This is a genomic window from Mesorhizobium sp. M4A.F.Ca.ET.022.05.2.1 (assembly GCF_003998845.1).
Classification (GTDB): Bacteria; Pseudomonadota; Alphaproteobacteria; order Rhizobiales; family Rhizobiaceae; genus Mesorhizobium.
On sequence record NZ_RZOJ01000011.1, the window covers coordinates 1 to 12,825 of the forward strand.

Genomic DNA, 12,825 nt, shown 5'->3' on the forward strand with positions numbered 1-12,825 from the left:
GCGCGCGGCGGTGCGGTCGCTGCTGATTGACGTGCTCTCCTGCCGCGAAAACAGGTCGAACAGCGGCATTGTCGCATGCGTGGCGGGCGATGCGATCGGCGCGGACGATTTTCTACCGAACATGGGCAGCGAGGAATTCCTCTCCTGCCTGTCGCGTTCGGCGCTCGAAGCATCCTGCAAGGACACGCCGGTCCTGCCGCGCCAGAAGGTCAAGGACACCCGTGCAGCACTCGTCGAGCATTTCAGGGAGGGGCGCCTCATCCATCCGGCGGCCTTGTTCGCGCCGGACAAGGCAAAACTTTCGTCCTGGCTGACCAGCAAGGCGGCCAGCGAGGAAGACGATCCCGACGCTCAGGGCGAGGATCCGCAGATGGCTGAGGTTGCTGGCGGCGCTGAGCGCGAGGACGCTTTCCGCGAAGCGGCCGAATAGCGGTCCCACATCTTCGTTCCGATCGCCATCGCGCCGCCGGCAAACGCCGGCGGCGGTCCTGTTTTGACAATCAGCACATGGAGGACACGCATGTCCGCGCATCGCATCTTCCGGGCCCCAATCGGCTCGCTCATCGCCTGGTCCGACGCCACGCCGCAGCCGCCGGAACGGCACCGCAAGAAGCTGTCGCAATGGCAGACCAACAACAGCAGGGGTCGTCTGATCCGCAAGCAGGGTGAAGCAGTCGTTGGCACTATCAGCCTGCCGGCGAGCTTCACGCTGCACGAGGCCGATTACGGTTCGGGCGGTGTCGTCGCCGTGCGCGTGCTTCGGACGTTTTCGCTGGACAGCCGGTTACGCTTCACGCTTCTCGAACGGCCGGCCATGGGCGCGGTCCGCGTGCTCGACCGGCCCGGCGAGGACGCCGAGCTGGTCCATCTCGCCCCAAATCGCGCCGATGCCGAAGAATGGCTGACGCGGCACTTTTATCCGAACGCGGTGCTCGATCAGATCACGGCGGATGAGATCGCGGCGGACCATGTCGCGGGGAGGGCCGCGTGATGACCGATACTCCTCGACGTTCGCACGAAAACTCCACCTCCGGCTTTCCGGAGGTGGAGTTCGGCCGCAGCGCTGGCGGCTTCTTCGTCGCCGGGGTGGGCGATACGGCGTTTGCCATGCTGCCCGCGAGCGAGGGGCGGCACTATCTGGCGACCGGCTGGCGTATCCGCCGTCCGCTCGTCGAGTGGACGCGCTCGGATTTCTACGGTCATTGCGGCGAGCTCACCGACGAGGCGGCGTTCCGGGCAAAGGTTCTGGAGCAGGCGGAGCACGCCCGAGAGAAGCGTGCGCTTGCACGACAGGAGGTCAGGTCCACAGCGCAAACGCCGTGGGGGCCATCGCAGGGCGCCACCGTCTTCGCCGACGGCGTTACCTGTCATTCGACCGCGAGCCATGGGGGGTTCCATCTCTCGCCCGAACGCAATTGCAAGGTCGACGCCCGGCTGCGCGCGGCGGATGGTTTCTATGAAGAAGACGAGTGTTGGGCGATCGTCGCCTTCACCTTCCCCGATCTCTTCACCAGCTTTGAGCGTCGAAGCGCGGAACGCATCATCAAGGACAGCTTTCCGGATGCGTGGGAAGAGATCACCGGCAACGTGCTTGCGGCCGGCCAATCCCGCGAGAAAGATCGACGCGCCTTCGAGGCGGAACACGCCGCCGACTGGATCGTGGTCTCCGCAATCAGGGCGGATTACAAAAAGAGCTTCGTCGAGGTCATCGCCACGCCGGGTGGCAGGCGTGGCGTCGGCAGCGAGGAACGCCGCTTCCTCGTCCCCGCCGACGAGTATGTGATCGGCCGGTTCGGCTTCGTCATCGATCCTGACCGCCACGTCGTCTATGGCGGCCCGTCGAGCTTTGCCGGCTGGCAGGGCAGGCGAAGATCATGAGATTGCCGTCCCACCGCCGCGCCGAGTTCTCGCGCATGCAGGAAGCCCGCCGACAGGTCCAGCGGCAGCTCGACCTCATCGACCGGCAGATCAATCGACGCATGACGGCACTGATGCCGAAACTGCGGTCGCGCGAGTCGAGCTATCGTCGAGGGAAGGATCGGGATGGGAGCGCCTTTCTCGAGCGCTACCGGTCGCATCTTGCCGCCCTCACGGCGGAGCGCCAGCCGGAGATCGATGCGCTGTCCCGAAAGCTCGCGCGACAGGATCTTGCGATCGCCCGTTTCCTCGAGCGGCATGGCGGTTGTCTCGATGGTCGCGCGGCGTGAGAATCAGCCTGTCTGCCGCGAGGGGAGGTAGGTGCCTTGTTCGGCAGCGGCCTCGGCCGAATTGTCGGGGCACAAGCCGGCTCATCTTGTGGTGACGCGACCGGCACAATTCCCCATCAGACTGCAGCGGAGGCGGTGGTGTCACGGCAAGCTGTGCTTCTGTTCTCATGTCGAGGGTCAGGCTCCTTGGCCGGCGCTCCCTTCGTTCGGTGTGCGGTCCTAAACCGGCGGCCGTGCGCTTCAAGGCCGCGTTCCGCGCCGCGGGGCGGCCGGGAGAGCCGCTCTCGACATGGCGGGCCCGCGTCCCGCGCAAGGGCTGGTGAGCCCTGCTTGGACGCAAACCCACCATGCTCGATCTGGCCCTCCCGGACCCTGAAGCGCCCGTCTTTCCGCCGGTTTTGTCTGGACCGCGCCCGAAGGGAGGGCCGGCCAAGGAGCCGGCGACAACCTTCGGCGGAACCGAAGCAAAGGAAATCCCATGACCAAGACCGCTCGCACTTCCCGTCAGTCCGCCCGCGTCGTGCCGCTGCGCAAGGGCACTACCCTCGAAATGGTCCGGCTCTGTTGTCCAGACGCAAGCCAGGCCAGCCTGATTGCCGAAAGCTTCGGCCTGCCCATTCTCGACAGCGACGGCATCCGCGATCTTCACGAAAGGCTCATCATCGACACAGCCGAGGCCCTCAATGACGGCCTGGGCGAGAGGGCGATGCAGATCCACCTGCAGCGGATCGTCGGCGCCTTCGTCGGCTCGGCGCACGGCGCCGGCCAGTTCTACAGCCGCGCGGTGACCGAGGCCCGAGACGCAACCGCCAAGGCCGCCAACGACACCCGCGACGAGGATCTCGACGGTCCGGTCGGTTTCGACAGCGCCGCCCAGCGCAAGCGCGAGTTCGCAGCCGACATGGGCGTCCAGTCCCACGCGCTGCGCATGGCGGCAGAGGGCGCGGTCGCCGCCTACGAGCAGGTCGTCGGCGAGCGCTGGAAGCCCTTCGAGCGTGCCATCGAAAACCCGGGCCAGAGCGTCGACCGCAAGGCCGCCGAGCTCCAGCTGGCGGCGCTCGGCTGAGCCCGCCAGGGCGAGGCTGAGGCCTCGCCCACCATCCCGCAAGCTGGGCCGTTCCTGATGGGACCGTCTTTTGTTCCGCCGCTATCTCGCCCTGCCACTCAGCGGGCTGAGTGGGAACATTTGCGCGTCGTCATTCCACGGATCGAAGACGATTGCGCCGGAAGACCGCGCGTCCTTCACGTTGCGCGTGACCAGATAAAGATCGTGTTCGAGCGCGCTCGCAGCGAGCATTGTATCGATGACCGGCGGCGCATGTCCGCTTACGCGCTTGACCTCGCCGGAAATCCGGCCCCAGCGCCGGACGATCGTGTCCCCGAGCGACAGGACGCGCCTGCCGAAGCGCCCCGCCAGCGCATCGCGGGCCGCTATATAGCGCGGCCGCTCGGCGTGATCGGCGGCAAGGTTGTGGATGCCCTTGTCGTATTCGGCAAGCGTCAGCACGCTGATGTGGAAGGTCTCCTCGTCCTGTCCCTCGGCCCAGCGCTTCACAGACGGCGCGCCCTGCGGATTGATGAGGGCGGCCACGACATTGGTGTCGAGCAGCCAGCCCCTCACAGCTCCACATCCCGCCCGTGATCCAGCTCGCGCTCGAGATCGAGCCCGCCGAGATGCAGGCTCTCCATGAACTGCACGAACGGCGGACGGGGTTTCTCAGGCGCCAAGCGCTCGAACTCTTCGACGCTCATCACCACGACCGCATCATGGCCGCGCACGCTCACCCGCTGCGGCCCCTCCTCGCGGGCGTGCCGCACCACCTCGCTGAAGCGCGCCTTAGCGTCCTCGAGTTTCCATCGTCCTGTCGCCGCGCGGGGCGCTGCCCGCTTCGCTTTCGTCAGTTCTGTCCGCTTGCCCATAATCTCATACCTAGTCAGCTGGTCAGATATATAACGCGCGCAAAGCGCTCGTGCCAGCGTATTCGGTCGCAGCGGAGGCAGATGACACCGAGGCCGCCAGCACGTCCGCTGCTCGGGCTATCGCAAACTGCACACTGCATCCAACGTCCCAGACACGATGAGATAGTTGGTTCGAAATGATGCCTGTCCTGGTATAATTCCCCAGCCGGCGTTTGGGGTGGCAGCAATGTCATTGTCGCGCTACCGCGGTATCTACTGGCCCGCTGAGCTGGACATGCTCCAGCGGGTATTTGATCGGCTGTGCAACGAGCGCCGTCTCGCCAAGAAAGACAGGGAACAGCGGGAATACCTGGCCAGGGAAGTTTTCCAGGCTTTCGATGACGGGGTCACGGACGAAGCGGACCTGCTACGGGCCATTTCGAAGAGGCGGAGAGCCTGATGCCACCCGCGTTATCTTGCGGTCGCCCGAGCTGAAGGTCTTGTCGTCGAAGTAGCCTGGGCGCTGTCGCGCTATCGGCGAGCTGCCATTCTTCGCCACGCTCAGGTCAGAGCTCTTCCGTCACGAAAGCTTGGCTGGACGAGCCGGACATACGAGGCCCGGCCTGCTTATCCGGGAGGAGTGACACAACGTGAGCAGGTCGGGCCGTGCCCCCTGTTGATGGAGCACCGCGATCGTGCTCCCACGTGGCAGAAGATGCAAGCAGGTCTATACGCTTGCAAAAGAGCCCGACCGCAGGGCACGCCGCAGGCATCTTGACCTGTCTCACGGGCCGGCCCGCCTCGAAACTTCACCCGGCCGACGCTCGGCCTGGCCGTATCGACTTGGCGGCCCTGCTGCAGTTGCACCTAGCCCCGCCTGCTATCCTTGGCGTGCCGCTTTGCCTTGCGCCATTCTCAAGCCACAGGTGACCACCGCAGGCCGCCGGGATCGGACCGGATTTGCTTGTGTCATCGAGGCTCCGACGATGTTTGCCGGCGCGGAAACCGGTGTGCCAATCCCATCTACTGTCATGCAGCCAGTGGAATAGCCCCTCCGAAACGAATTGAGTCCCTAAGTCCGTTCGCGCGGCGCTCGCAAGCCCCGCGGCTCCGGATCGTGTTGGCGCGTTTCGCGCCTGTCCGCACTTCGCGCCCCGTCCCGGAGGTCGCTCCTGCCGGGTCCGGCGCCGCACGCAACGGCTTCGCCGTCCTCCACAGTCGTTTCGGCCCTGCGGGTGCCCGCGCCTCCTGATCGCCCCGGCTGACGGACCGCCGTGACGGGGCCGCGATGGACGCGGCCTCCAGAATGGAGGTTCAGGAAAATGAGCAGGAAAGAAAAAGGATCACGGGCCGATATCTACGCGAAGATCACCGAGAAGATCGTCGCCGATCTCGAAAAGGGTGTGCGCCCCTGGGTCAAGCCATGGAGTGCGGGTCATCCGAGTGGCAGCGTCACCAGGCCGCTACGCCACAATGGGCTGCCCTATCAGGGTATAAACACGCTGCTTTTGTGGTCCGAAGCGGTCACGCGGGGCTTTGTTTCACCCTACTGGATGACATTCAAGCAATCGGTCGAACTGGGCGGCCATGTCCGCAAGGGCGAAACCGGAACCACGGTCGTGTATGCCGGCAGCTTCAGCAAGACCGAAGTCGATGCCAATGGCGACGAGGTCGAGCGCGGCATTCTGTATCTCAAAACCTATACGGTCTTTTGCGTGGACCAGATCGACGAGCTGCCATCGCATTACTACGCAGCAGCGGAGCCCACGGCTGGGCCCGTCGAGCGCATCGAACATGCCGATCGCTTCTTCGACAATACCGGCGCGGTGGTCCGCTATGGCGGCGACAAGGCGTTCTACTCCCCGGTCACCGATCATGTGCAGCTGCCTCGGCCGGAGCTGTTCAGGGACATGGCGTCTTTCGTCGCTGTGAGGGCACACGAAACCCTGCACTGGACGGCGGCTCCCGATCGTCTCAATCGGGACCTGAGCCGATACCACAAGGATTGCACGGACAGGGCGCGCGAAGAGCTTTTGGTGGAAATTGGGAGTGCAATGATCTGCGCGGACCTCGGGATCGTCCCTGAGCTGGAGCCGCGGCCGGATCACGCAAGCTACGTGGCCTCGTGGCTCAAGCTGCTCGACGGGGACCACCGAGCGATCTTTACAGCTGCAGCGCATGCACAGCGCGCCGTCGCCTACCTGCACGGTTTGCAGCCGCAGTCTCAGACGATGGGTGACGCGGCCTGATGTTCCATTCTTCTCCGTCTGGGTGTGGTATGTCGGCCAATGGTCCCCAAGTTTGTCCTATCTCTGTGGACGAGAGCACCCGAGAAAAGGAAAGCTGATGCCTGAGCTAGACCCGCATGTTGCTGACGAAGTGCCCTGGTCCGACAGGATCACCCCTTACGATGACCGGCACAAGGTGATCTACATGCGCCTTCTCGATGCCGAGGCGGACGGCGCTGACTGGCAGGAGGTCGCCCGGATTGTCCTTCACCGTGACCCTGTGGCCGAGCCAGAGCGCACCCGCCATTGTTGGGAAAACCATTTAAGACGGGCAAAATGGATGACGACAACCGGCTACCGAAAACTCCTTGCCGGCGATCGCGACCCCCTGCAGTAAAGCGCCATCACGGTCGCGCCGGCACGCGATGCGGAAGCAGAGCTGTCATTGGCCCGCATCACTGACGCACCGGATGACGGGAACGTCGGTTCGAAGCGTCGGACAGCCCCGCGGAGAGGGGCGATCCGCGCACGGGCAGGATGGGGTGTCGCAGGGTCGTGTTGGGCTGGTGCGAGTCCGCCGGCGAGCGACGGAGGCCTGGCTCGATCGGGGCGGTTCCGCAACGCGCCGCGACGCCCTTCTCCGGTTTCGGAATGGCTGCATGCGCGGAGCCGGGATCCGTTCGGCCTTTCCGTGGAGACGTTCGGCACCTCGCCACTAGGCTGAGCGTGGCGCATTGCCTTCGGCCTGCTGCGACGCTGCCGTTCGCTCGAACAAAGCCGCCATCGCTCGGGCAGGGATCGGGAGGTCGCCGGAAGCGATGAACCCCGCTGCGCCGCGCCCGGCATCGAAGGCGTCGCCGCGATGGTGCCGGCGTCGATCCTTCACCGCCATCCTGTCTCCGGTTTCGCTGCCGGTGCAAAAAAATCCCTCCGAAACGAAATAAGCCCCTAAGTCCGTTCGGTTTCCGAGCGCAACCCCCGCGGCGCCGGACCGTGTTGGCGCTTCGCGCCTGCCCGCACCACTCCGGGCCTTGGGGGCAAGCCTGGCGCGTTCCGCTCCGGTTGCAGGCGGCTCCCGACGGCCTTGGCCGGGTCTCGTTCGGAGGGACTTCTCCCCCGGACGAGCAAAGGAGACAGGAAATGACCAACATCGTTCTTCTCGCCGGCAACATCGGCAACGACCTCGAAACCGCGACCAGCCGCGGCGGCACCAGGATCACCGACTTCCGGCTCGCAACCTCCCGCCCCCGCCGCATCGACGGCAAGGTTGTCAAGGGCGAGAACGGCTACGCCGAGCAGGACACCGAATGGCACCGCATCAAGTGCTTCAACGGCCTGGCCGAGACGGTGCAGAAGCACTGCGTGAAGGGCATGAAGGTGGCGGTCCGCGGCCGCATCCACTACACCCAGTGGACCGATGGCGACGGGATCGAGCGCTACAGCTCTGAGATCATCGCCGACGGCATCGACTTCCTCGCCTGGCCGAAGCAGCGCGACGGCGCCGGCGACCAGACCGAAGCTCGGGATGAGATTCCCTTCTGAGCCAGCAGTGAATGGCCCCGCCTGCAAGGCGGGGCCATGATCGGCGATGTTTCGATGCTTCCGCCGACGGAGGATCAACTGCCTGGAGGCTGCGATATCGCCGCAGGCATATCGAGACATGATCGGCGAATGTGAACGCCTGCATGGCATTGACGGGAGTCATTTGCGCCCTGATGGGATAGTTGCCCGCGTCCGGCAATTTCCCTGAGGCGAACAGGATGCAGACGTTGGTGTTCGGCACGAGGACCGGCGCCGGCCAGATCGACGTCCGCAACCGCGATCAGCCTGTTTCGTGATCGCGGCTTCAACTGGTTCTTTCCTCGTCGGACATGTAGCGCCAACGTGCCGCGCGCAGATCAGACGTCAAGCTTCTGGCCCGGGCCAAGGCTAGCATGCGTGCGCTTGAGGAACGAAGCCACGGGGTCAGGCTGGGCGAGGGTGGCCAGCACGAGAATGCCAAGTTCGGTCGGCGATTGGATGCCGCTTTCCCGCTTGGCCGCCTCGATCAAGGCCTTCGGTGCGCGGAAGGAAAGATGTTCGGTTCTCTCATCATCGAGCAGGCATGCCTGCCTGGCGCACTCCAGCGCCGCAGCCAGCTCTGGCGCCCTGGTGACCGGACGCGTTTTTTCCGAAGCCTGGCCTCGCGAGGCCTTGCTGGTGTTGGTCGCGATCATCTTCGTGTTCCCTGATCGTGAGTGTGCAGTATAGAGCGCTTTTTCACATAAAACGAAGGCTCAACCGATGCTCGTCGGCTGGTGAATCCGACACGCGCGCCATCTCAATGGTCGTAAGACTAGCCGGTGTTGGTTTTCGGGCGATACCGGGACATGAGCTGGACGAGGTCGATTGGGGCGCACTCGGTTTGTGTCACGGCGCGACTGTCAGAAACTCCCGCAGCCTAAGGTTCATGTGCTATTCGGTAGCAAGCGTCACCAACCGTTGAACTGCCGCGCCGACGCGCATCGCCAGACGGTTTTAGGACCGGATAGCTTTTGCGCCGCGCCGCACAGAGTGTCGGAATGACGAGCGGAGAGTTTTTTGTTTCGCGCTGCCCTGCTTGCCAAATGGCAGCAACCTGCTATATATCTGCCAAATGGAGGCAGCCATGCTACTACAGCGCATTGTCACCCCCCCCGCCAGCACGGCAAGCCCCGCCATCTCCGATGACGAGGCTGACGCCCTTGCGCGCACCACCGTCAACCTGTTCAAGGCGTGGGGCCTGACCGACGCGGAAGCATGCACTTTGCTCGGCGGCATGTCCGCTCGCACATGGGCGCGCTGGAAGGACGGCGCGCACGGAAGGATCGACCGCGACCTCCGGACCAGGATGGCCCACCTGATGGGCATCCATAAGGGCCTGCGCTACCTCTTCAAGGAGCCGACCCGCGGATACGCCTGGATCAGAAAACCGAATTCGGCGTTTGGGGACCAGTCAGCGCTGCAGCTCTTGCTGCGAGGCGAGATTTCGGACCTCGCGGCGCTCCGCGAGTGGCTCGACGCGGAGCGCGGAGCGTGGTGAGCGGACTGGCGGTGCGCCGCTGGGTCCAATGGCAGCAAACTTACCGCATCATCCGGTCTATCCACCCGCCGATCGACCTTTTCGAAGATATCGCCGACCCCAAGGACTGGGAGGCGCTTGATTCCGTCGAGGCAAAGACCAATCCGCGCGTTAGGCTCGAAATCGGCGACCTAGGCAAGGTCCCTGCTCACCGGCGAGTCGCGGGACCCGGCGCAAGCTACGTCATGGCTCCTTTCGTTCACTGCTCGCCGCTGCGACCCGGGCGGTTCACCGACGGGACCTACGGCATCTACTATGCTGGCGACAGCGAGGAGGTGGCGCTGGCCGAGACCATCCATCATCACGAGAGATTCATGGCCGCCACCCATGAGGATCCTGGCTGGACTTCGGACTTCCGGGTCCTGATCGGGAGCGTGGACCTGAGCCTTGACGACGTGAACGCCGTTCCCGAAGTCTTGCACCCGAACGACTATGGCCCTTCGCAAGTCGAGGGGCGCGGACTGCGGGCGGCTGGGAGCGACGGACTGACGTGGAACAGCGTGAGGATGCGAGGGGGAAGCTGCATCGGCGCCTTCTGGCCAGATGTCGTTAGTATTCCGAAGCAGGGACGGCACTACTGCTACCATTGGAACGGCTCGTGCGTGGACTTCGTCCGCCGGTATGACACCAGCACCGTGCTTGCGGTTTCCTGAGGCCTGATGCGGCTGGGGCACCTTGACCGCGCGTAGTCCTGAATGTCGCGGCATGGCCGCCTCAAGCAGGGGTTATTGCTGTCTTGGTGCGCGGGTCATTGCCGTCTCGATGAGCCGCGTCATATTGCTGACAACCGTGCCCGAATAGTCGCGGCGCTGCACTGCCTTATGTTCCAACACGCCGTCACAGGCGGTGCTCGCCTGCGATCCTTTGCGCGATGTCGCCAGCCGCTAGTCCGGATCACAGTTGCGATATCCGCGACGGCGCTTGGCGCGCTGAAGCTTCATTGATGCGGTGGCCGCACCGTCTTCGCTATCGAAGGTTTCCATCATCGACTGGCCGCTGGCCCCGATACGGCCCCAGTTACGGATGACGGATGCTCCGCCGAACAAGGTCGGTTGGATCGCAAGCGTATAAAACCGCCGCATGTTCTTAGATGGGCCGATGCGCCGAAGATGAACGGGCCTTGCCTCTTCGTTTTCCATGGCCGCAGCCTCACTTGGCTTGGAAGCGGCGTCCAACGAGTTCTTTGAATCCAACCGGCTCGACCGATTCATTGCGGTTATGAGTGCGCGCGATCGCTTCAGGAGGTCATGATCACCGCGGTGACCAGCAAGCTCGTCGTCGCACTATGTGTGATCGAAGGCGCAGGCGTTGGACCGTGACGACGCAAGCGCGTGGCAATTCGGCGCCTGGGCCTGATCAGCCCCGCCGGAACCAAGTAGGCGACCCGTTGCTGTTAATTCTCGACATCAAAGACTGCTCTCATCGCCTGAACCTTTGGCGGCGGGGCGGAATCAAGATGCGGCCGATGGAGCGGCGACCGGGTAGGCCCAGACCTCGTGCCTCTGATTTCGGGGCGGATCGATCGTGCCGCTTGTGCCGGATGCATGGCGGACATTCCGATATCGCCAGTATCGTTCTTCTGGAACGGATGCCTGGACCCTCCCTGAACGGCCTCTCTTAGGGCTGGGTCTGACGCCGGTCCGGCCGTTGCCTGCAACGGCTTCGCCAACCTTCTTCCCCTGCGGCTTCGCCGCATTCCTCGCGGGACAACAAGCTCGGCTTTCGCCGTCCTCCGCTCCGCTGCGGCCCAGTGGATGCAGTCGGCCAGGCCGTCGTCTCACGACAGCTATCGAGGCCGCACAGGGCGGCTTCGGACAAACCAGTCAGGAGAACGAACATGGCTATTATCGGCAATTTCCAGCAGGCCGGCGAAAACGAATTTCACGGCGAGATCGTTACCTTTTCCCTCCAGGCCAAGAAGGTCCGTATCGTTCCCGATACGTGCGCCAGCGGCGAAAACGCACCCAGCCACCGCGTGCTCGTCGGTCGAGTCGAAATCGGGGCCGGCTGGTCCAAACAGTCCAACGAGGGCCGCGCCTATCTGGGCCTCAAGCTCGACGATCCGAGCTTCACCGCCCCAATCTACGCCAACCTCCTCGCCGACGAAGGCAGCCAGAGCTACAACCTCATCTGGTCTCGGCCGAACCGTCGTAACGGCGACTGACGAAGACCCGATGGCGCTCCGCAAACGGCGGGGCGCCATTCAGATGGCCCGGCCGCTCAGCGCCTCAGGTCGATAGCTGGACGTGCATGGGAGCGACCTCGGGCAAACCGTAGGAGATACGAACCGGCTTGCATGCTGAGCCCGGGCAATTCTTGCCCAGTCAGGCGGCGATCTCAACGACCGCCCGTGTATTTTTGATACTTTACTTCGGGCGTTGCGCCTTGCAAACATGCCGAGTGAGTCTGAGCGGAGGAAAAATCGAGCACAAAAAAACCGGCGCGGAGGCCGGCTTTTCCAGGGAATAGGCTACAGGAGTTGGCGCTCCTGATCTCGCCCGAAGATTTTGCGAGACCGTAGCCCGACCTTCCCGGCATTGCAAGAGAAATTGCGCTTCCGCGCCACGGCTTTGCACGACCTGGCGAAGGGAAAGAAATGGATCTCTATTCAACGTTGAGCCTATGGCTCACGAACATTCGGTCATTGGCCGAGCTGGACGATTTTTGCCGGCAGATATGGAAGCTCTACGGCGAGGAGTCGCTGGTCGAGGACGATGCGGAGCGGCTTTGCGAGAAGGCTGAACGACAACGTTGCGATCTCAAAAAGGCCCGTGCCGGTGGGACAGCGCTGCCTCGCTCCTGTTATCCGCAACGCGCGCGCAGCGAGCGAAGCCGGCGCGAGGCTGCCCGCGGCCACCGAGATCCTGTGCGGTGGGGGCGCAAGCGGCGTCTCGCCCGCATGCAGGCTGTCCGGCCAGAGTTCGCCGGCGCGTTCACTGAAGGGGAGAGCGCGGCGCTTTACATCGTCATGTCGGACTGCCGGCAGCATGGCAGATGCGACCGATCGGTGAAGGAAATCGGCGATCGCGCCGGCGTCGGGCCGACCACGGTGCGCAATGCGCTTCGCAAAGCAAGCACGCTCGGTCTGCTGCGCGTCACCGAGCGCCGGCAATGGCGTGCCAGGAACCTCACTAATCACATTGTTGTCGTGCATCGGCGTCAGATCGACTGGATCGCGAAATTTCGGCCCAAACTCGGCCTCAAATTTTATCCGACAGGCTTCAAAAAAGCGGCGTCCACAGGAAGCTCCCGCAATAAACAGAGCGGACGACCGTTTGGCAGCCGATCCGACTGGCCGCCGGATGGGCCGAAGCCACTCCCCAGTCACGCATTGCCGACCGGCTGACGCCTTAGTCGCCAAAACCACGCCTGCCGCCGAACCCCTAAAGGC

General features: G+C 64.0%; 16 protein-coding genes and 1 pseudogene. 12 read left to right on the forward strand and 5 right to left on the reverse strand.

What is annotated here, in order from left to right:
- The 5 genes and pseudogenes from EN745_RS02705 to EN745_RS02725 form a co-directional block, all read left to right on the forward strand.
- Nucleotides 1–430: pseudogene (locus EN745_RS02705) on the forward strand (plasmid partitioning protein); the annotation flags it as partial.
- Between the two features lie 90 nt (nucleotides 431–520).
- The gene (locus EN745_RS02710; RefSeq protein ID WP_127420477.1) at nucleotides 521–991 is read left to right on the forward strand and encodes a hypothetical protein; all 471 of its coding nucleotides are present in this window, start codon (nucleotides 521–523) and stop codon (nucleotides 989–991) included.
- Nucleotides 991–1,878, forward strand: a complete 888-nt coding sequence (locus EN745_RS02715) for a hypothetical protein (protein ID WP_127420478.1) — start codon at nucleotides 991–993, stop codon at nucleotides 1,876–1,878. The genes EN745_RS02710 and EN745_RS02715 overlap by 1 nt, the downstream gene beginning before the upstream one ends.
- Nucleotides 1,875–2,207: a hypothetical protein gene (locus tag EN745_RS02720; RefSeq protein ID WP_127420479.1), complete on the forward strand. Its 333-nt coding sequence runs from the start codon at nucleotides 1,875–1,877 to the stop codon at nucleotides 2,205–2,207. Before EN745_RS02715 ends, EN745_RS02720 begins: the two co-directional genes overlap by 4 nt.
- A 478-nt stretch (nucleotides 2,208–2,685) precedes the next feature.
- Nucleotides 2,686–3,273 (forward strand): hypothetical protein, encoded by a 588-nt coding sequence (locus tag EN745_RS02725; RefSeq protein WP_065006341.1) that lies wholly within the window; start codon nucleotides 2,686–2,688, stop codon nucleotides 3,271–3,273.
- A gap of 81 nt (nucleotides 3,274–3,354) precedes the next feature.
- Here EN745_RS02725 and EN745_RS02730 read toward each other — a convergent pair whose 3' ends face one another.
- Both EN745_RS02730 and EN745_RS02735 read right to left on the reverse strand, forming a co-directional pair.
- Nucleotides 3,355–3,828 carry a type II toxin-antitoxin system VapC family toxin gene (locus EN745_RS02730; protein WP_127420480.1) on the reverse strand — a complete coding sequence of 158 codons (474 nt, stop codon included), beginning with the start codon at nucleotides 3,826–3,828 and terminating at the stop codon, nucleotides 3,355–3,357.
- A complete protein-coding gene (locus EN745_RS02735; protein ID WP_065006339.1) occupies nucleotides 3,825–4,127 on the reverse strand; it encodes a type II toxin-antitoxin system Phd/YefM family antitoxin in 303 nt (100 codons plus the stop codon). The genes EN745_RS02730 and EN745_RS02735 overlap by 4 nt, the downstream gene beginning before the upstream one ends.
- Nucleotides 4,128–5,428: 1,301 nt before the next feature.
- On the opposite strand from EN745_RS02735, the gene EN745_RS02745 reads away from it, so the two are divergent.
- Nucleotides 5,429–6,355, forward strand: a complete 927-nt coding sequence (locus EN745_RS02745; protein WP_127420482.1) for a zincin-like metallopeptidase domain-containing protein — start codon at nucleotides 5,429–5,431, stop codon at nucleotides 6,353–6,355.
- Between the two features lie 97 nt (nucleotides 6,356–6,452).
- On the forward strand, nucleotides 6,453–6,731 hold the full coding sequence (locus EN745_RS02750; protein ID WP_066991432.1) for a DUF2285 domain-containing protein: 279 nt from the start codon (nucleotides 6,453–6,455) through the stop codon (nucleotides 6,729–6,731).
- 318 nt (nucleotides 6,732–7,049) lie between these two features.
- Here the strand turns inward: EN745_RS02750 and EN745_RS35905 are convergent, their stop codons facing one another.
- On the reverse strand, nucleotides 7,050–7,226 hold the full coding sequence (locus EN745_RS35905; RefSeq protein ID WP_189362935.1) for a hypothetical protein: 177 nt from the start codon (nucleotides 7,224–7,226) through the stop codon (nucleotides 7,050–7,052).
- Nucleotides 7,227–7,474: 248 nt separating this feature from the next.
- On the opposite strand from EN745_RS35905, the gene EN745_RS02755 reads away from it, so the two are divergent.
- Complete coding sequence (locus EN745_RS02755) at nucleotides 7,475–7,876, forward strand: single-stranded DNA-binding protein (protein ID WP_127420483.1); 402 nt, start codon at nucleotides 7,475–7,477, stop codon at nucleotides 7,874–7,876.
- Nucleotides 7,877–8,232: 356 nt separating this feature from the next.
- Here EN745_RS02755 and EN745_RS02760 read toward each other — a convergent pair whose 3' ends face one another.
- On the reverse strand, nucleotides 8,233–8,550 hold the full coding sequence (locus EN745_RS02760; RefSeq protein WP_189362936.1) for a hypothetical protein: 318 nt from the start codon (nucleotides 8,548–8,550) through the stop codon (nucleotides 8,233–8,235).
- 431 nt (nucleotides 8,551–8,981) lie between these two features.
- Here EN745_RS02760 and EN745_RS02765 point away from each other — a divergent pair, with 431 nt between their 5' ends.
- Both EN745_RS02765 and EN745_RS02770 read left to right on the forward strand, forming a co-directional pair.
- Nucleotides 8,982–9,395 (forward strand): MbcA/ParS/Xre antitoxin family protein, encoded by a 414-nt coding sequence (locus EN745_RS02765; protein WP_127420484.1) that lies wholly within the window; start codon nucleotides 8,982–8,984, stop codon nucleotides 9,393–9,395.
- Nucleotides 9,389–10,087 (forward strand): RES family NAD+ phosphorylase, encoded by a 699-nt coding sequence (locus EN745_RS02770; RefSeq protein WP_127420485.1) that lies wholly within the window; start codon nucleotides 9,389–9,391, stop codon nucleotides 10,085–10,087. Before EN745_RS02765 ends, EN745_RS02770 begins: the two co-directional genes overlap by 7 nt.
- 231 nt (nucleotides 10,088–10,318) lie before the next feature.
- Here the strand turns inward: EN745_RS02770 and EN745_RS02775 are convergent, their stop codons facing one another.
- Nucleotides 10,319–10,573 carry a WGR domain-containing protein gene (locus EN745_RS02775; protein WP_127420486.1) on the reverse strand — a complete coding sequence of 85 codons (255 nt, stop codon included), beginning with the start codon at nucleotides 10,571–10,573 and terminating at the stop codon, nucleotides 10,319–10,321.
- A 698-nt stretch (nucleotides 10,574–11,271) separates the two neighbouring features.
- On the opposite strand from EN745_RS02775, the gene EN745_RS02780 reads away from it, so the two are divergent.
- Both EN745_RS02780 and EN745_RS02785 read left to right on the forward strand, forming a co-directional pair.
- Entirely contained in the window at nucleotides 11,272–11,598 is a 327-nt protein-coding gene (locus EN745_RS02780) for a DUF736 domain-containing protein (protein WP_127420487.1), read from the forward strand.
- Between the two features lie 432 nt (nucleotides 11,599–12,030).
- Nucleotides 12,031–12,780 carry a hypothetical protein gene (locus EN745_RS02785; RefSeq protein WP_127420488.1) on the forward strand — a complete coding sequence of 250 codons (750 nt, stop codon included), beginning with the start codon at nucleotides 12,031–12,033 and terminating at the stop codon, nucleotides 12,778–12,780.
- The last annotated feature ends 45 nt before the right edge of the window (nucleotides 12,781–12,825 follow it).

Excerpts from the sequence above, each read along its gene's own strand:
- EN745_RS02710 (WP_127420477.1), top strand. The coding sequence starts at position 521 with ATGTCCGCGCATCGCATCTTCCGGGCCCCAATCGGCTCGCTCATCGCC.
- EN745_RS02715 (WP_127420478.1), top strand. The coding sequence starts at position 991 with ATGACCGATACTCCTCGACGTTCGCACGAAAACTCCACCTCCGGCTTT.
- EN745_RS02720 (WP_127420479.1), top strand. The coding sequence starts at position 1,875 with ATGAGATTGCCGTCCCACCGCCGCGCCGAGTTCTCGCGCATGCAGGAA.
- EN745_RS02725 (WP_065006341.1), top strand. The coding sequence starts at position 2,686 with ATGACCAAGACCGCTCGCACTTCCCGTCAGTCCGCCCGCGTCGTGCCG.
- EN745_RS02735 (WP_065006339.1), bottom strand. The coding sequence starts at position 4,127 with ATGGGCAAGCGGACAGAACTGACGAAAGCGAAGCGGGCAGCGCCCCGC.
- EN745_RS02745 (WP_127420482.1), top strand. The coding sequence starts at position 5,429 with ATGAGCAGGAAAGAAAAAGGATCACGGGCCGATATCTACGCGAAGATC.
- EN745_RS02750 (WP_066991432.1), top strand. The coding sequence starts at position 6,453 with ATGCCTGAGCTAGACCCGCATGTTGCTGACGAAGTGCCCTGGTCCGAC.
- EN745_RS35905 (WP_189362935.1), bottom strand. The coding sequence starts at position 7,226 with ATGGCGGTGAAGGATCGACGCCGGCACCATCGCGGCGACGCCTTCGAT.
- EN745_RS02755 (WP_127420483.1), top strand. The coding sequence starts at position 7,475 with ATGACCAACATCGTTCTTCTCGCCGGCAACATCGGCAACGACCTCGAA.
- EN745_RS02760 (WP_189362936.1), bottom strand. The coding sequence starts at position 8,550 with ATGATCGCGACCAACACCAGCAAGGCCTCGCGAGGCCAGGCTTCGGAA.
- EN745_RS02765 (WP_127420484.1), top strand. The coding sequence starts at position 8,982 with ATGCTACTACAGCGCATTGTCACCCCCCCCGCCAGCACGGCAAGCCCC.
- EN745_RS02775 (WP_127420486.1), bottom strand. The coding sequence starts at position 10,573 with ATGGAAAACGAAGAGGCAAGGCCCGTTCATCTTCGGCGCATCGGCCCA.
- EN745_RS02780 (WP_127420487.1), top strand. The coding sequence starts at position 11,272 with ATGGCTATTATCGGCAATTTCCAGCAGGCCGGCGAAAACGAATTTCAC.
- EN745_RS02785 (WP_127420488.1), top strand. The coding sequence starts at position 12,031 with ATGGATCTCTATTCAACGTTGAGCCTATGGCTCACGAACATTCGGTCA.